The organism is Micromonospora gifhornensis (assembly GCF_016863515.1).
Lineage (GTDB): Bacteria > Actinomycetota > Actinomycetes > Mycobacteriales > Micromonosporaceae > Micromonospora > Micromonospora gifhornensis.
In genome coordinates, this window is the sequence record NZ_BOPA01000021.1 from 144,123 (window position 1) to 161,063 (window position 16,941).

The window sequence follows — 16,941 nt, forward strand, 5'->3', positions numbered from 1 at the left end:
TCAGTTGATCTCGTCGGCCCAGGCGCGCCAGTCGTCGAGGACGCCGTACAACGCCGGGGTCAACCAGCCCGGCGCGGACCGGCGGAACACTCCCGGGTCCATCGCGCCGGCACCGGCGGGCAGGGCCCCGAGCAGGTTCGGCAGCAGGTCGCTCAGGTTGGCCCAGTGCACCAGCTCCGGATCGGTCGGCCAGGCGCCGATCACCACCCCGGCCGGCACGGCCCGCCGGTCGAGCGCCTCCAGGGTGAGCGCGGTGTGGTTGAGGGTGCCGAGCCCGGCGCGGGCCACCACCACCGCCGGGGCGCCCAGCGACACGGCCAGGTCGGCCACCGTCCACGGCTCGCCGGAGGGGCGCACCCCCATCGGTACGAGCAGCCCACCGGCCCCCTCGACCAGCACCAGGTCGTGTTTGTCGGCCTCGTCGCGGATCGCGTCGACCGCGTTGTACAGCTCCAGGGGCGGCAGTTCGGCCACCCGGGCGGCGACCAGCGGGGCTAGCGGGTCGGGGAAGCTGGCCAGGGTACGGCCGGTCATCGGGGCGGCCAACCGGGTGACCGCCTCGACATCACCGGGCTCGCCGGTGGCCGTACCTGTCTGACCTGGTTTGACCACCGCGACCCGCAGCCCGGCCGCCTGCGCGGCGGCGGTGATGGCCGCCGTCACCACAGTCTTGCCGACCTCGGTGTCGGTCCCGGTGACCAGCACCGGTCCCCGCCACTGATCCGTCATGGCGCACATTCCACGATGACCTCCAGGGCATGCTCGAAGTCCGCCCGCGGCACCCCGGCACCGATCGTCAACCGCAACCGGGAGCGGCTGTCCGGGGTGGAGGGCGGACGGAAACAGCCGACCGCCACACCCCGGTCCCGACAGGCGGCGGCCCACTCGGTGGCCGCCTGCGGGCCGGGGGCGGTGACCGACACGACGGCGGCATCGGGGTTGGAGACGTCCAGGCCGGCGGCGCGCAGCCGACGCACCGCAGTCGCGGCCCGCTCGGTCAGGACGGCGCGCCTGTCGTCGCCGGTGCGGGCCACCTCGACGGCGGCGTGCACCCCGGCGGCCACCGCCGGCGGCAGGGCGGTGTCGTAGATGAAGGTGCGGGCGGTCTCCACCAGATGCCGGACGAACTCGGCCGGGCCGGCCACCACGCCACCCGCGCCGCCGAGCGCCTTGGACAGCGTGGCGGTGACCACCACGTCCGGCTCGCCGGCCAGCCCGGCGGCGGCCACCGCACCGGCACCGGCCGGCCCGGTAACGCCGAGCCCGTGGGCGTCGTCGACAAGCAGCAACGCCCCGTGTTCGCGGGCGACCCGGTGCAGACTCACCAGCGGGGCCAGGTCACCGTCGACGGAGAAGACCGACTCGGTGACCACCACCGCCGGCCGTCCGGGTGCCGCGGCCAGCGCCGCCGCGACGGCCGCCACGTCGGCGTGCGGGGTGACCACGGTCTCCGCACCGGAGATGCGGCACCCGTCGATCAGGCTGGCGTGGTTGTGCGCGTCGGAGACCAGCAGCGTACGGGGACGCACCAGCGCCCGGACGGCACCGACGTTGGCCAGGTAGCCGGAGGAGAAGACCAGAGCCCGATCGGTGCCGAGCCAACCGGCGAGGGAGTCCTCCAACGCGTGGTGCGCCTCGGTGGAGCCACGGACCAGGCGGGAGCCGGTCGCCCCCAGCCCGTACCGGGACAGCGCCTGCGTCGCGGCGGCGATCACCTGAGGGTGCGTGGACAGGCCCAGGTAGTCGTTGCCGGCGAGGTCGACCACGGCGTCGGCGGCGGCACGCGGATGCAGCCGGCGGGTCAGTCCGGCCTTCGCCCGCAAGTCGGCGCGGCGGGTCAGCGCCGCCAGCCAGTCCGCCACCGCCACGTCCCTCCCCCGGGTTTCCGCCGGGCGAAATTACCACCCGTACGGTCGAGCCCGGCGTGGCGCAGTACGGCTCGCCGGGCAACGCCGGCCGTCCGTTCGTGCTGGCTCGCCGCGCCCGTTTCCGCCCGTCTGGCGGCCTTGTAGGGTACGTGCCATGCCAGAGATCCTCGACCAGGCCCGTAACCAGGTGCTGGAGGGCGGCGTCGGCCTCGACCAGGCGGGCGTCCTCGCGGTGCTCAACCTTCCCGACGAGCACCTGACCGCCACGCTTCAACTCGCCCACGAGGTGCGGATGCGCTGGTGCGGCCCGGAGGTGGAGGTCGAGGGCATCGTCTCGCTGAAGACCGGCGGCTGCCCGGAGGACTGCCACTTCTGCTCCCAGTCCGGCCTGTTCACCTCCCCGGTGCGGTCGGTGTGGCTGGACATCCCGTCGCTGGTCAAGGCGGCCAAGCAGACCGCGGCCACCGGGGCGACCGAGTTCTGCATCGTGGCCGCCGTACGCGGCCCGGACGCCCGGCTGATGAAGCAGATGCGCGAGGGCGTGGCAGCGATCAAGGCCGAGGTCGACATCCAGGTCGCCGCCTCGCTGGGCATGCTCACGAAGGAGCAGGTCGACGAGCTTGTCGACATGGGTGTGCACCGCTACAACCACAACCTGGAGACCTGCCGCTCCTACTTCCCGAACGTGGTCACCACGCACTCCTGGGAGGAGCGCTGGGAGACCCTGCGGATGGTCCGCGAATCCGGCATGGAGGTCTGCTGCGGCGGCATCCTCGGCCTCGGCGAGACGGTGGAGCAGCGGGCCGAGTTCGCCGCCCAGCTGGCCGAGCTGGACCCGCACGAGGTGCCGTTGAACTTCCTCAACCCCCGCCCCGGCACGCCGCTCGGCGACCGGCCGGTGGTCGAGGGCAAGGACGCGCTGCGGGCCATCGCCGCGTTCCGGCTGGCCATGCCGCGCACCATCCTGCGATACGCGGGTGGCCGCGAGATCACCCTGGGTGACCTGGGCACCCGCGACGGGCTGCTCGGTGGCATCAACGCGGTGATCGTCGGCAACTACCTGACCACCCTGGGTCGATCCGCCACCGACGACCTGAAGCTGCTCGACGACCTGAAGATGCCGGTCAAGGCGCTGTCGGCGACGCTGTGATCCCGATGGACGAGGCGATCGGGATGTGGTGTGACAGGTGCGGCGAGGCCGCGACGACCGGCACCCACCCGGGTTGCGCGGCGGCGCGCGCGCTGGAGCCGCCGCGCTACTGTGCGCACTGCCGGCGCCGGATGAAGGTGCAGGTGCTGCCGGTCGGCTGGTCGGCGGTCTGTGTCGAACACGGCGAGTTGCGAGGCTGAGCATGCTGCTGCGGGGACGATCGGTGGTGCTGCGACCGGTGACCGCAGCGGACGTACCGGCTCTCGCGGCGATCCGCGCCGAGCCGGAGGTGCGCCGCTGGTGGCGCGGCGACGACGACCTGGCCGCCGCCGTCGCCGCCGATCTCGCCGACCACGACCTGACCGTGTACGCCATCGAGCACGGCGGCCGGGTGGTCGGCGCGATCCAGTGGTACGCCGAGGACGACCGCGACTACCGGCACGCCAGCCTGGACATCTTCCTCGACCCGGCGGTACGCGGTGCCGGGCTCGGCGGCGACGCCATCCGCACCCTGGTCCGACACCTGATCGACGACCACGGCCATCACCGGTTCACCATCGACCCGGCCGCAGCGAACACCCCCGCGATCCGGGCGTACGCCAAGGTCGGTTTCCGTCCGGTCGGGGTGCTGCGCCGCTACGAGCGCGGTGCCGACGGCCGCTGGCACGACGGCCTGCTGATGGACCTGCTCGCCGACGAACTGGCCGACTGACGTCCCCTGGACGGCACGCGCCTCCACGGTCCCAACATCACGCTCGATGTCGGATCGAGTGGTTACCGTGCCGCTCGAAGACCACTCGATCTCAGATCGAGCGTGATCTTGCACTTTGGTTTCGGACGAGAGTGAGCAGGGCGGCGTGTGTCTGCTCGTCGGCAGCTACGACGAGGCCGCCGAGGCCGGTGTGGAGCGGCTTGCCGTCGATGCCGGTGACCACGCAGCCGGCCGCCTGGCACAGTGCGATGCCGGCCGCGAAATGCACGTTGTCGCGCAGGTGGCCGTCGGTGATGTAGGCGGCTCGGCGACCGGCGGCGACCCAGGCCACGGCCAGGGTGGTGGAGACCACCCGCGGGCGGAAGGTGTCGATGAAGCCCTGGTCGGCGAGCAACCGGGCAGCCGAGAAGACGTCGATGTTGGGAAAGGGCGGGTCGAGATTGACGTCGACCAGCCTTGACTCGGATGACGGATCGAGTCGCTGGTCCACACCACCGTGACGCACGTACGCACCGGCACCGTCGGTCCAGAACACCTCATGACTGAACGGGTCGGCAGAGGCGGCCACGGTGACCTGCTCCCCGACCCGCAGAGCCACGTTCACCGCGGCCAGCATGTTCCTGACCGCGTAGTTCAGGGTTCCGCACAGCGGATCGACAAACCACACGCGGCCGCTGACACCGGTACCTGTGCGTCCGCTCTCCTCGCCCACGAAAAGATCATTCGGGCGCGCGCTGCGCAGGACGTCGAGGATCGCCGCCTCCGCCTCGACGTCGGCCGTGGTGGCGAAGTCACCAGCGAACTTCGGGAAGTGCGTCAGCGCCGACCCGTAGTGCGAGCGGACGACCGCCGCCCCGGCCTGCGCCGCGGCAACGACCAGGTCCGCATCGCTGATCGGCATGCCGGCACCATAGCCGCTGGGATCCCGCCGGCGGATGTGGACGAGGGCGGGGCGGCTCACCGGTCGGTGAGCCGCCCCGACCCACGATGCGTCCGTCAGCCGATGGTGCAGGTGTTGCCGTTGAGGGTGAAGCTGGTCGGCCTCGGGTTGCTGCCGGTGTGGGTGCCGTTGAAGCCGATGCTTGTCGAGGCACCCGGCGCGATGGTGCCGTTGTAGGACATGTTGGTGGCGGTCACCGAGGTGCCGGTCTGCTGGAAGGTCGCCGACCAGCTCTGGCCGACCCGTTGGCCGCTGTGCGGGAAGGTGAACGCCAGGGTCCAGCCGTTGATCGCCGTGGTGCCGGTGTTGGCGATGGTGATGTTGGCGGTGAAGCCGGTGCCCCAGTCGTTGGTGCCGTAGGTGATCCGGCAGGGCGAGGTCGGCAGCGGTGCCGACGTCGTCACGGTCACCCGGTCCGAGGGCGACGAGGCGTTGCCGGCCGCGTCGATCGCCACCACGTAGAAGTAGTACGTGATGTCCGGCTCCAGGCCGGTCACCTGGTACGTGGTGCCGGTGACCGTGGCGACCAGAACGTCACCGAGCGCCGGTCCCCGGTAGATCCGATAGCCGGTCACGCCCACGTTGTCGGTCGACGGCGTCCAGTTCAGGGTCACCCCGGTCGTGGTGATCTGCGAAGCGGTCAACGAGCCGGGCGCGGTGGGTGGCTGGTTGTCCCCGTCGTCGACGGCCGGCACGGTCACGGTCAGCGTCGGCGAGTGGGACGAGGTGTTGCCGGCCTTGTCCCGAGCCTGCACGTTGATCTCGTAGGTGCGTCCCGGCGACACGCTGAGCACCAGCGAGTTCGTGCTCGCGGGATACCAGCTGTAGGTGTCGCTGCCGACCACGTGGGTGTTGACGATGTAGACGTCGACACCGCTGCCGCTGTCGGTCGACGGCGCCCAGGTCAGGCTCACCGAACGGGAGGCGACCGAGGTCGCCACGGGCGTGCCGGGAACGGTCGGCGGTGTGGTGTCCGTACTGGTGGCAGGCTCCTCGCCCCACACCCGCTGGCCGCCGACGTACAGCGGCACCTTGCGGTTGGGCCCGGCGGTGGCCTGGTACGACGGGTCGTCGCTCGGGTCCCACGCGACACCCTCGGGGACGCCGATCTTGAACTGCACCTCCATCCGGTGCTGCGACTGACCGGCCGGCGCGATGGTGTGCCCGGTGCAGTCGACCTCGACGTAATAGAGATCGCCGCTTACGTTGCGGGCGGAGGTGGGCGCCGGGCAGCCCTGGGTGTAGCCGGGGGTGACCACCACCGGCGACAGGCCGAGGCCGCTGACCCGGAAGTAGTAGCGGAACTTGGCGTCGGTCAGCGCCCGCGCCGGGAAGGCCGACTTGTTGTAGACGATGGCCTTGATCCCGGTGGCCCGGGTCTCGTTCTGCATGACCGTGGTCTCCACGGTCAGCTCGTCGATGTCGGGCTGCTCGGCGACCGGGAAGTTGGCCAACGGGGTGCCGCCGTACTCCTGGGTCAGTCGGGCCAGCGCGGAGGTGAAGCCGGCGTTGTAGTCGGTGGCGACCTCGTTCATCACGTAGTCCGACCGGTTGTCGGTGTACGCGTCGTTCGGCGAGGACGGCCCGCCGACCAGGGCGCCGTAGAGGGTGTGCCGGGTCTCGGTGGGTACGGTCATGCTGTCCCACCAGGAGCCGTGCGCGGTGCGGTGGTGCGGGTTCTTCGGGGAGTTGGCGCCGAAGCCGATCACGTAGCTGGAGTTGCGCGGGTTGTCGCCGAGCGCGTAGTTGATCTGCCGGACGGCGAAGTCCTTGTAGCGGGCCTTGCGGGTCGCGTCGGTGGTCTTGTCGCTGTAGACCAGGGCGGCGAACGCGGTGTTGGCCGCGTAGCGCAGCGCGCCCCAGGAGTCGAGCACGGCCATCCCGCCGGGCGAGTAGCGCACCCGCTCGCCGTTGACGCCGACGGTCCAGAAGTCCAGCCAGCGGTTGGCGTCGTCGATGTACTTCTGCTTGCCGGTCAGGTTGGCCAGCAGCACGTACGCCCCGAACTGCTTGTTGTCCCAGGCCACCGTCCACTTGTAGGAGCGGGTGGTGGTCTGCGGCTCGGTGCCGAGCTTGTCGTACTCGCTCTCGGCCTTGGCCAGGTAGGTGGCGTCGCCGGTGGCCCGGTACAGCCAGATCGCACCCCAGACCAACTCGTCCTGGTAGCCGCTCCAGGAGCGGTAGAAGCTTGTCGCGTCGGTGATGCACTCGTGGTAGTTCTTGCGCACCGTGTCGGCGAAGGTGTAGAGCTGCCGCGCGTGGGTGAGCAGCTTGTCGGCGTACGCGGCATCGGTGGGTCGGAACACCATCGAGGAGGCGGCCATCGCCGCCGCCGTCTCCCCGGCCAGGTCCGCGCCGCCACAGCTGGCATCGATCTTGTACGCGGGCCGCGCCATCGGCATCACCTCGGCCGGGCCCCACCACTTGTGGTCGTCGTCGCCCTTGCCCACCTGCCCGTAGAGCACGTTCGGGGCCGGGTGCGCCTTGACGAAGTAGTCGTTGACGAACCGCAGGTTGTTCAGCAGGTGGGTGAGCTGACCGGAGGCGGCGTAGCCGGACCGGTACTCCACCGCACCCCAGGCGAGCATGGTGGTGGTGAACGCCATCGGGAAGCCGAACTTGACGTGGTCACCGGCGTCGTACCAGCCGCCGGTCAGGTCGAGCCCGACGTCGGAGCCGTCGCGCAGGCCGGAGTCGCCGCGCCAGGAGACCCGGTTCCAGTCCGGCAGCTTCCCGGACTGCTGCGCCTCGTAGAACAGCAGGGACTTCTGCAGCGCCTCGGCGTAGTTGAAGGCGGGCGCGGCGGCGCTGGTCGAGGCGTCGCCGGTGGTCGGCGCGGCGACACCGGCCGCCGGTACGCCGAGCACCAGCGCGAGCCCGGTGGCGAGGGCGGTGCCGGCGGTTCGGAGCCGGCGGGACCAGGGCTGGTGGTGGCCGGGCTCGTCGCCGCGGGCGCGACGCGGCCCTCTGGTGTGGTGCATGCGGCTGCTCCTGTCGGTGCGGGGCAGGCAGCGCCGACGCGTGCCGCGTCGGGATGGACGGCTGCCGGCAAGGTGGCGGAGGATGGGATCCAGCAGGACCGGGAGCGCTCCCATGGATAGGTAGCAATGTAATCTGGCACCGACCACTTTGGGAAGGCCGACGCGGAGCCGCGAGCAGCGCCGAGCAGGCCCGGCGTGTTACGCCGACACGCCGTCTTGAGCCCTCGAATCGTCTCCGTCGTCGCGACAGGAGATCCTCCCGTCCGCCCAGGTCAGACCGTTCACCTGAGATCAACACGGGCGGTCGGCAGGCAAACTTGTGTCATCCCCCGACCAGGTCGGGAAAGCTCGCTGCATACCAACCACCAGAAAACGGCCGCCGGTGTCCCTCCGGCGGCCGTTTTTGTCGTGCCACAGGCGAAGGGCAGGGCCTCCGCACCGGAAGTCCTGCCCTTCTCACCGTCCTCCGCATCGGAGGTCGGTCGTCTGATTCCCCCGGTCAGCCCGCGCTCTCCGCCGGCACCTCGGCGACCAGGGGCACCGTCACGGTCAGCAGGCCACCGTCCTGCTCGATCGTGGTCGGTCGGTGCAGCCGGCGCAGCGTACGCAGCATCGGCGTGTTGTCGGCCTGGGTGTGCAGCACCGTGGCCGCGTACCCACTCGACTCGGCCTGCCGGACCAGCCGCCGCAACAGCATCGAACCCAGCCCACGCCGCTGCCAGTCGTCGCGTACCAGCAGCGCCAACTCGGCCTCGTCGCCCTCGGCGAGCAGGTTCGCCATCGCCACCACCGTCTCCGTCGACGGATCGGCGTCGTTGGTGACCGCGACGAGAGTCAGTCCACGGGTCGGCTCCAGCAGCCGCCGCAGCCGCGCCGGTGTCGGCGACGCCGCCCCACCCAGGTAGCGCCGCTGGCGGGTACGGGCCGAGCAGGCCTCGTGCAGCTCGACCACCGCGGTCAGGTCCTCGGCGACCGCCGGACGGACTGTCAACTCGGCCCCGTCGGGCAGAACGACGGTGATCTGGTCAGCGCCCCGGCCCGCCGCGGTGGCGCCCAACTCCAGCAACGCCTGGGCTCGCGCGTACTCCGCAGGGGTGAAGCTCGGCGCGGCCCGACGCAGGTGGTACGCGCCCCCGTTGGGGTCGGCCAGCAGCATCGTCAGGCCGTCGATCCCACACCGGGCCGCCTCGGACGCCGGGCGCCAGGTCACCTCGTCGGCACCGAGCAGGGCCCGCAACACCTCCCCGGTCGCGTCCGGGTCACGCACCAACCGGGTCGCCAGAGCGAGCACCCGGGTCGGCTGGTCGACCAGGCCACGCGCCTCGCTGCGCGCCACCCAGCAGTCCCGCCCCCGACCCCGCTCGACAGCGGCGACGAGGTCCGCCTCGTCGAGGGTGTCCGGCGCGTCGACAAGGAAATCGTCGACGGCACCGTGCTCGGTGGTGTGCACCTGCACGGTGAGGATGTTGACGCCGCGCAACGCGAGGCTCGCCGTGAGCACCGACAGGTAGCCCGGTCGGTCGTCGACGGTGGCCCGAATTCGCCAGAGGGTCATTGGTGCCTCCCTTCGCGTACCACCCTCGCGCCCGCCTGTTGCCGGCCGATTGCCCCGCCGTGTCGAGCCGCGTCCGGCCCTGCGGCGTACGTCACAGCTGGCCAGGGGCGGTCACGGCGTGGCGGTGATCGGCGGAACGTCGACCAGGTCCAGCCGGTCGCCGAGGATCACCGCGCTGGCCCGGACCAGCTGCGCCAGCCGGTCCACCTCGGTGGAGTGGAACGTGGCCGGGGTCAACGACTCGCTGTGCTCGCGGCACACGACCATGACCAGCCCGGCCCGACCGAACGGCGCGACCGCGAAGTGCCCGCCGTCGCGCATGGTCATCGACCGGGCCCGCAGCGGGGTCACCTCCGGCAGGCACGGCGGCACCGGCGTACGCCAGCTGGCGTGCGCGACCGTGGCCCCACCGCCGCCGGTGCGGCTGGCCCAGTCGACGGGCACCACCGCGGCGACCGCCCAGTCGGCGGCGAGCAGTCCGGGCACCGCGTCGACAAGGGTGGCCAGCCCGTCGGTCGGGTTGGCGGCGACCTGTGCCAACAGTTCGGCGTCCTGGCCGGTGGTGGTGGGCGCGCCGATCGCCCGCCACACCCCGTCCACCCGGACGCCGGGGATCGCCGCCAGGCCCGCCAGCAGCCGTTCGACCCGAGCGGCGCCGGGCCACACCACGGTGAAGTCGTCGACCGCGCGCCCGCCGAGCCGTTCCAGCACGACCACCTGGACGATGTCCGCGCCCGACACCCCGAGGGTGCGGGCCACCTGGCCGAGTGTGCCCGGGCGGTCCGGCAGGGTGACCCGTACGCGCAACAACATCTCGAACCCCTCCGCTCGGCGGGCCAGCACCAGGGCCGGCAGGCTGATCACCAGGCTGCCAGGTGACCATTTCGTCCCTGTTGCGGCGGCATGACCCGAGGGTCAAACCTGACCTTGACAAGCGGTCCGAGCTGCCCTGAACTGTCCGGATGACCGATCCGGCCACCCGCCACCCGACGCCGGAGCGGCACCGGGACACCGACGGCGACTCCCCCGCCGGTCTGGACCTGGGTCGACTCGGCCGCTACCTGGCCGAACACCGACCCGAACTGGCCACCGCCCCGCTGCGGGCCGAGCTGATCACCGGCGGCCGGTCCAACCTGACCTACCTGCTGTGGGCCGGCGGACAGGAGTTGGTGCTGCGCCGTCCGCCGCTCGGGCACGTGCTGGCCACCGCGCACGACATGGCCCGGGAGTTCCGGGTGATCTCGGCGCTCGCCCCGACCGACGTACCGGTGCCGGACGCGGTGTTGCTGTGCTCGGACCCGGACGTGCTCGGCGCGCCCTTCTACCTGATGCGACGGGTGCCCGGCGAGGTGTTCCGCAGCCGGCGGCAGACCGACCGGCTCACCGCCGCGCAGCGACACGGGCTGGCCATGGCGATGATGGACACCCTCGCGGCCCTGCACACGGTCGAACCGGAGGCGGTCGACCTGGCCGACTTCGGCCGCCCCGAGGGTTACCTCGCCCGGCAGGTACGCCGCTGGGCCGGGCAGTTGGACCGCTCCCGCAGCCGGCCGCTGCCCGGCATCGACGACCTGCGCGACCTGCTCGCCACCACCGCACCCGAGGGCCGCAACGCCGGCCGCATCGTGCACGGCGACTACCGCCTGGACAACCTGCTCGCGACTGTCGATCCGGTGACCGTGGCGGGCGTACTGGACTGGGAGATGGCCACCCTCGGCGACCCGCTGGCCGACCTCGGTCTGCTGCTGACGTACTGGGAGGTGCTCGGCGGCAGCGACATCGCCGACGGCAACCCGGTCGCCGACGGCCTGGGCCCACGGGCCGGCTTCCCCACCGGCACCGAACTGATCGACCGGTACGTCGACCGCAGCGCCGTCGACGTCGGCCCGCTGCACTGGCACATCGCCCTCGGTTGCTTCAAGCTCGCGGTGATCTGCGAGGGCATCCACTACCGGTACACCCTCGGGCAGACCCTCGGTGAGGGCTTCGACACCATCGGGGACATGGTGGCGCCGCTGGTCACGCACGGACTGAACGCGGTAAGGGAGAGCTGATGGACTTCGGGTACGACGCCCGCACCGAGCAGTTGCGCGCGGAGCTGACGGACTTCCTCGACCAGCACGTCCACCCGGCCGAGGCGGTGCACGCGGCGCAGGTGGCCGCCGCCGGTGACCCGTGGGTCCGTCCGCCGGTGCTTGCCGAGTTGAAGGCCGAGGCCCGCCGGCGCGGCCTGTGGAACCTCTTCCTGCCCGACCCGCGCTACGGTGCCGGGCTGACCAACCTCCAGTACGCCCCGCTGGCCGAGCTGACCGGCCGCAGCCCGCATCTCGCCCCGGAGGCGCTCAACTGCGCGGCACCGGACACCGGCAACATGGAACTGCTCGCCGAGTTCGGCTCCCCCGCCCAACGGGAACGCTGGCTGGCCCCGCTGTTGGCCGGTGAGATCCGGTCCGCGTTCTGCATGACCGAGCCGGAGGTGGCCTCCTCCGACGCCACGAACATCGCCACCTCGATCCGCCGCGACGGCGACCACTATGTGATCGACGGACGCAAGTGGTGGTCGTCCGGGGCGATGGATCCGGCCTGCGAGCTGTTCATCGTGATGGGCAAGACCGATCCGGGCGCCGAGCGGCACCGGCAGCAGAGCATGGTCCTGGTCCCCCGGGACACCCCGGGCGTCACGGTCCGCCGAGGCATGACGGTGTACGGCTACAGCGACGGCCCGCACGGCGGGCACGCCGAGATCGACTTCACAGGCGTACGGGTGCCGGTGGAAAACCTGATCGGCACCGAGGGCACCGGTTTCGCCATCGCCCAGGCCCGCCTCGGCCCCGGCCGGATCCACCACTGCATGCGGCTGGTCGGGATGGCCGAACGGGCACTGGAACTGCTCTGCCGGCGGGTCACCGAGCGGGTCGCGTTCGGCCGCCCGCTTGCCGAGCAGGGCGTGGTACGCGAGTGGATCGCCGAGTCCCGGGTCCGCATCGAGCAGGCCCGCCTGCTGGTGCTCAAGACCGCCTGGCTGATGGACACGGTCGGCAACAAGGGCGCGCACACCGAGATCCAGGCAATCAAGATCGCCACCCCGGCGATGGCCGAGTGGGTGATCGACAAGGCCGTCCAGGCACACGGCGCCGCCGGGGTCAGTCAGGACACCCCGCTGGCCGCGCTCTGGGCCCAGGCCCGCACGCTGCGGCTCGCCGACGGCCCCGACGAGGTGCACCGCGCCAGCCTCGCCAGACGCGAACTACGCCGCTGGGCTGCGGACTGAAGCGCTGGTCAGGTGGAGGCGCGTTCCACCAGCTGCGTCTGGAGCACGATGTGCGGGGCGGGGATCTCGTCACCGCGGATCCGGGCGACCAGCAGCCGGGCCATCTGCCGTCCCATCTCCTCCACCGGCTGGAAGACCGAGGTCAACGGAGGGACCGCCTGCCGGGCGATGGGCGCGTCGTCGAAGCCGATCACCGCCACGTCCTCGGGTATCCGGCGGCCGGACTCCCGCAACGTACGCATCGCGCCGAACGCCATCAGGTCGGCCGCGACGAAGACCGCGTCCAGGTCGGGGCAGCGCTCCAACAGGTGCCGCATGGCGGTCGCGCCGCTCTCCTCGCTGAAGTCGCCGTACCCGATCAGGTCGGGGTTGATGCCGAACCCGGCGCTGCGGACCGCGTCCCGGTAGCCGGAGAGGCGGGCCAGACCGGCGCCCATGTCCTGCGGGCCGGCGATGGTGGCGATGCGTCGCCGGCCGCGACCGGCCAGGTATTCCACGGCCTGGCGGGCCCCGCCGACGTTGTCCACGTCGACGAAGGAGGCGGGTTGGGCCTCCGGGTGCAGCATCCGCGCGGGCCGACCACCGAGCACCGTCGGCAGGCCGCGCTCCTCCAGCAGCGTGGGCAACGGGTCGTCGTCGTGCAGCGACAGCAGCAGTACGCCGTCGACGTGCTGGTTGGTCAGGTGGTGCTCGACCCGCTCCCGCTCCAGCGGGGACTGCGCCATGGCCAGCCAGAGCTGAAGCGGGGTCTCCAGCAGGGTCGAGCTGATCCCCCGCACGATGCCGGCGAAGAACGGCTCGGCGAAGATCCGCTCACCGGACTCGCTGACCACCAGCGCCACCGAGTCGGTCCGCTGGGTGACCAGCGCGCGGGCGGCCCGGTTCGGCACGTACCCCAGTTCGGCGATGGCCTGTTGCACGGCGGCACGGGCCTCCGGGCTCACCTGGGGAGAGCCGTTGACCACGCGGGAGACAGTCCCACGGCCAACACCCGCACGCGCCGCGACCGCGTCCAGGGTCGGGCGCCCGAGTGACCGGGTGCGCTGCGTTGTCATCGTCTGCTCCTCCGACGTCAGGCGGCACCGGCACCTGGTCGAGCGTCGGTGCCGGGCCGCCCGTTACTGACTGGCCGTCGCCTTATTGTGCGGCCAGACCGTTGCGTCGGATCACCTCTGCGTACCACCTGGCGCTGGACTTGGGGATGCGAGTCTGGCTGTCGTAGTCGACGTAGATCATGCCGAACCGCTTGGTGTAGCCCCAGGCCCACTCAAAATTATCCAACAGTGACCATGCGAAGTATCCCTGCAGGGGGACACCGGCGCTGATCGCCTCGTGCGCGGCACGCAGGTGCGCGTCGAAGTACGCCAGTCGATCGACATCGTCGACCTGGCCGTCGATCACCGCGTCGACGAACGCGGAACCGTTCTCCGTCACGTAGAGCGGGAGATCCGTGTACTCCTCGTGCACCCGACGCAGCGTCTCCACCAGCCCGGGAGCATCGATCTCCCAGTCCATGTCGGTGACCGGCACGCCCCGGGTGACGAACCGCACGTCCTCGCTGCCCGGCCAGTTGGTCGGTGCCCGCCAGTACCGCTCGGGCTGCTCACCGGGGACCGGCGCGGCGACCACGTGCCGGCTGTAGTAGTTCACCCCGACCAGGTCCATCGGCGTGGAGATGACGGCCAGGTCCCCGTCGCGGACGTGCCCGAAGTCGGTCACCTTCGCCAGGTCGGCGACCAGGTCGTCGGGGTACTGGCCCCGCAGCATCGGGTCGAGGAAGAACCGGTTGGCCAACCCGTCGATGCGTCGCGCGGCGTCGACGTCGCCGGGCGCGTCGCTGGCCGGGGTGACCGGGTAGAGGTTCACGGTGACACCGAGTTGCGCCTGGGGCAGCGTGGCACGCAGCGCCTGCACGGCGAGCCCGTGCCCGAGCATCAGGTGATGCCCGGCCTGGACCGAAGCCGCCCCGTCGGTACGGCCCGGGGCGTGCACCCCGGAGCCGTAGCCGAGGAAGGCCGAGCACCAGGGCTCGTTGAGCGTGGTCCAGTACTTCACCCGGTCGCCGAGGGCGTTCGCCATCAACTGCGCGTACTCGGCGAAGCGGGCGGCGGTGTCGCGGGCGGGCCAGCCCCCGGCGTCCTCCAACTCCTGGGGCAGGTCCCAGTGGTAGAGGGTGAGCCAGGGCTCGATCCCGTTGGCCAGCAGGTCGTCGACCAGCCGCTTGTAGAAGTCGAGCCCCTCGGGGTTGACGGGACCGGACCCGCCGGGCTGCACCCGGGGCCAGGAGACCGAGAACCGGTACGACTTGAGCCCCAGCTCGGCCATCAGCCGTACGTCGTCGCCGACCCGGTGGTAGTGGTCGCAGGCGACGTCACCGGTGTGCCCGGCGACCGTGCGTCCCTCGGTGTGGCTGAAGGTGTCCCAGATCGACGGGGTACGCCCACCTTCGGCCGCGGCCCCCTCGATCTGGTAGGCGGCGGTGGCCGCTCCCCAGAGGAAGCCCGGCGGGAAGGTCAGCGGCGCACGCTCGTCGAGGACGCCGACTGCGGGCGGGGTGGCAGGGTTGCTCACGACTTGACTGCACCTTCCATGATGCCGCCGATGATCTGACGGCCGAACACGATGAACACGATCACCAACGGCAGGGTGCCGACCGCGGTGGCGGCGAAGACCTGGGAGTAGTCGGTGTAGTAGGCGTACGAGAGGAAGGAGAGCGAGACCTGGAGGGTCGGGTTCTCCGGGGTGAGGATCGCGTACGGCCAGAGGAAGGAGTTCCACTGCTCCATGAAGGTCAGCAGACCGAGCACGGCGGCGGCGGGACGCAGCGCGGGGAGCACGATGTTCCAGTAGATCCGGAAGGTGCTGGCGCCGTCGACCCGACCGGCCTCGATCAGCTCGTCGGAGATCGCCTGAGTGGCGTACTGCCGCATCATGAACACGCCGAAGGCGGTGACCAGGAACGGCACGGTGACCGCGAGCAGGCTGTCGTACCACCCCAGGGTCTGCATCATGCCCCAGAGCGGGATGAGGCCCATCTGGGTCGGGATCATCATGGTGACGATGATCGACAGCAGCAGGATGTTGCGGCCCCGGAAACGCAGCTTGGCGAAGGCGAAGCCGGCCAGCGAGCCGGTGAGCACCACCGCGAGGGTGACCACCGAGGACACGATGATCGAGTTCATCAGACCGGTGAGGAAGTTGGCCGCCTCGTTGTCGAGCACTCGGCCGAAGTTGTCTCCGAAGGCTCCGCCCGGGGTCATCGGCGGCGGCACGTCGTTGATCGAGTCCAACGTGCGGGTGCTGACCACCACCATGTAGTACAAGGGGTAGATGGAGAACAGCGCCGCCATCACGAGCGCGACGTAGGTCAGCGGACTGGTGCGCCACAGGCGCTGGGAAGCCGAGATCATTTCCGATCTCTCCTCACTTGGCCGAGCGGCGCACGAGTAGGAAGTTGACCAGCGACACCAACACGATGATCATGAAGATCGCCCAGGCCACCGCGGCGCCGTAGCCGGCGGTGCTCAGGTTGTAGATGCCCTTTTCGAACATGTACATCGCCAGCGTCTGGTACTCCCGCTGGTTGCCGCCGATGACGCTGCCGTTGGCGAAGAGCAGCGGCTCGGTGAAGAGCTGCATGCCGCCGATCGTGGAGAGGATGACCACGAAGAGGAAGGTGGGCTTGAGCATCGGCAGGGTGATCTGCCAGAACTGTCGCCACTGGCTGGCCCCGTCGATCGCGGCGGCCTCGTACAGGTCCTTCGGAATGGCCTGCATGCCGGCGAGCAGGATCAGCGTGTTGTAACCGGTCCACCGCCAGTTGACCATGGTGGCGATCGCGGTCCAGGAGCTCCACGTCTGGTTGCGCCAGTCGATCGCGTCCACCCCGACGGTGCTGAGCAGCCAGTTGAACAGACCGAAGTCGCGCTGGAACAGCATGCCGAAGACGATCGCGACCGCGGCCACCGAGACCACGTTCGGGACGAAGATCGCCATCCGGAAGAAGGTCTTGGCCCGCAGCATGGAGCGGTTGAGCAGGTTCGCCAGGAAGAGCGCCAGCAGCAACTGCGGGATGGTCGACAGCGCGAAGATGCCGAAGGTGTTGCCCAGCGCGTTCCAGAAGTAGTCGTCGGACAGCAGCGCGGTGTAGTTGTCGAGCCCGATGAACTCCTTCTCGCCGATCATGTCCCAGTCGTGCAGGGACATCCAGGCGGTACGGACCATCGGGTACAGCGAGAAAACGCCGAAGATCACGAAGAACGGCGCGATGTAGAGGTACGGCGAGTACTTCATGTCGAGGCGGTTGAGCAGACTCCCCCGCCGCCGAGGTGGTGTCTCCGAAGGCGGTGGTGCGGGCGACGGCGGCGCCGTCGTGGCCGAGAGGCTCATGGCTTGGTTTCCTTTGCCGGCAAGGCCCGGGTAGCCCACACGCAGGGGGCTACCCGGATGGGGACCGACCGGTGG

15 protein-coding genes are annotated in these 16,941 nt (G+C 70.8%); 5 read left to right on the forward strand and 10 right to left on the reverse strand.

Annotation, left to right across the window (positions count from 1 at the left end; translation table 11 throughout):
- Both bioD and Vgi01_RS16435 read right to left on the reverse strand, forming a co-directional pair.
- Positions 1 to 738: a dethiobiotin synthase gene (gene bioD / locus Vgi01_RS16430; RefSeq protein ID WP_204291576.1), complete on the reverse strand. Its 738-nt coding sequence runs from the start codon at positions 736 to 738 to the stop codon at positions 1 to 3.
- The gene (locus Vgi01_RS16435; protein WP_204291577.1) at positions 726 to 1,862 is read right to left on the reverse strand and encodes an 8-amino-7-oxononanoate synthase; all 1,137 of its coding nucleotides are present in this window, start codon (positions 1,860 to 1,862) and stop codon (positions 726 to 728) included. The genes bioD and Vgi01_RS16435 overlap by 13 nt, the downstream gene beginning before the upstream one ends.
- A 160-nt stretch (positions 1,863 to 2,022) precedes the next feature.
- Between Vgi01_RS16435 and bioB the strand changes: the two genes are divergently transcribed.
- The 3 genes from bioB to Vgi01_RS16450 are packed head-to-tail and all read left to right on the forward strand — an operon-like array spanning position 2,023 to position 3,730.
- Positions 2,023 to 3,018: a biotin synthase BioB gene (gene bioB, locus Vgi01_RS16440; RefSeq protein WP_102657992.1), complete on the forward strand. Its 996-nt coding sequence runs from the start codon at positions 2,023 to 2,025 to the stop codon at positions 3,016 to 3,018.
- A gap of 5 nt (positions 3,019 to 3,023) precedes the next feature.
- Positions 3,024 to 3,218 (forward strand): biotin synthase auxiliary protein BsaP, encoded by a 195-nt coding sequence (gene bsaP, locus Vgi01_RS16445; RefSeq protein ID WP_102658045.1) that lies wholly within the window; start codon positions 3,024 to 3,026, stop codon positions 3,216 to 3,218.
- 2 nt (positions 3,219 to 3,220) lie between these two features.
- Positions 3,221 to 3,730 (forward strand): GNAT family N-acetyltransferase, encoded by a 510-nt coding sequence (locus Vgi01_RS16450; RefSeq protein WP_373306967.1) that lies wholly within the window; start codon positions 3,221 to 3,223, stop codon positions 3,728 to 3,730.
- A 91-nt stretch (positions 3,731 to 3,821) separates the two neighbouring features.
- Here Vgi01_RS16450 and Vgi01_RS16455 read toward each other — a convergent pair whose 3' ends face one another.
- From Vgi01_RS16455 to Vgi01_RS16470, 4 genes are all read right to left on the reverse strand, one after another.
- Positions 3,822 to 4,631, reverse strand: a complete 810-nt coding sequence (locus Vgi01_RS16455; protein ID WP_204291578.1) for an inositol monophosphatase family protein — start codon at positions 4,629 to 4,631, stop codon at positions 3,822 to 3,824.
- A gap of 95 nt (positions 4,632 to 4,726) precedes the next feature.
- Entirely contained in the window at positions 4,727 to 7,651 is a 2,925-nt protein-coding gene (locus tag Vgi01_RS16460; RefSeq protein WP_204291579.1) for a glycoside hydrolase family 9 protein, read from the reverse strand.
- 499 nt (positions 7,652 to 8,150) lie between these two features.
- Positions 8,151 to 9,206 (reverse strand): GNAT family N-acetyltransferase, encoded by a 1,056-nt coding sequence (locus tag Vgi01_RS16465; RefSeq protein WP_204291580.1) that lies wholly within the window; start codon positions 9,204 to 9,206, stop codon positions 8,151 to 8,153.
- 111 nt (positions 9,207 to 9,317) lie between these two features.
- Positions 9,318 to 10,019 (reverse strand): ACT domain-containing protein, encoded by a 702-nt coding sequence (locus Vgi01_RS16470; RefSeq protein WP_204291631.1) that lies wholly within the window; start codon positions 10,017 to 10,019, stop codon positions 9,318 to 9,320.
- 149 nt (positions 10,020 to 10,168) lie between these two features.
- Between Vgi01_RS16470 and Vgi01_RS16475 the strand changes: the two genes are divergently transcribed.
- Both Vgi01_RS16475 and Vgi01_RS16480 read left to right on the forward strand, forming a co-directional pair.
- Positions 10,169 to 11,260 carry a phosphotransferase family protein gene (locus Vgi01_RS16475; RefSeq protein ID WP_204291581.1) on the forward strand — a complete coding sequence of 364 codons (1,092 nt, stop codon included), beginning with the start codon at positions 10,169 to 10,171 and terminating at the stop codon, positions 11,258 to 11,260.
- Positions 11,260 to 12,477: an acyl-CoA dehydrogenase family protein gene (locus Vgi01_RS16480; protein WP_204291582.1), complete on the forward strand. Its 1,218-nt coding sequence runs from the start codon at positions 11,260 to 11,262 to the stop codon at positions 12,475 to 12,477. The genes Vgi01_RS16475 and Vgi01_RS16480 overlap by 1 nt, the downstream gene beginning before the upstream one ends.
- Before the next feature lie 8 nt (positions 12,478 to 12,485).
- On the opposite strand, the gene Vgi01_RS16485 is transcribed toward Vgi01_RS16480, so the two are convergent.
- The 4 genes from Vgi01_RS16485 to Vgi01_RS16500 form a co-directional block, all read right to left on the reverse strand.
- Positions 12,486 to 13,532 (reverse strand): LacI family DNA-binding transcriptional regulator, encoded by a 1,047-nt coding sequence (locus tag Vgi01_RS16485; protein ID WP_043720107.1) that lies wholly within the window; start codon positions 13,530 to 13,532, stop codon positions 12,486 to 12,488.
- 82 nt (positions 13,533 to 13,614) lie between these two features.
- Positions 13,615 to 15,048, reverse strand: coding sequence for a GH1 family beta-glucosidase (locus Vgi01_RS16490; protein ID WP_102657998.1), 1,434 nt, complete (start codon positions 15,046 to 15,048; stop codon positions 13,615 to 13,617).
- Positions 15,045 to 15,887 carry a carbohydrate ABC transporter permease gene (locus Vgi01_RS16495; RefSeq protein ID WP_102657999.1) on the reverse strand — a complete coding sequence of 281 codons (843 nt, stop codon included), beginning with the start codon at positions 15,885 to 15,887 and terminating at the stop codon, positions 15,045 to 15,047. The genes Vgi01_RS16490 and Vgi01_RS16495 overlap by 4 nt, the downstream gene beginning before the upstream one ends.
- Positions 15,888 to 15,900: 13 nt before the next feature.
- A complete protein-coding gene (locus tag Vgi01_RS16500) occupies positions 15,901 to 16,866 on the reverse strand; it encodes a carbohydrate ABC transporter permease (RefSeq protein ID WP_204291583.1) in 966 nt (321 codons plus the stop codon).
- Between the last annotated feature and the right edge of the window lie 75 nt (positions 16,867 to 16,941).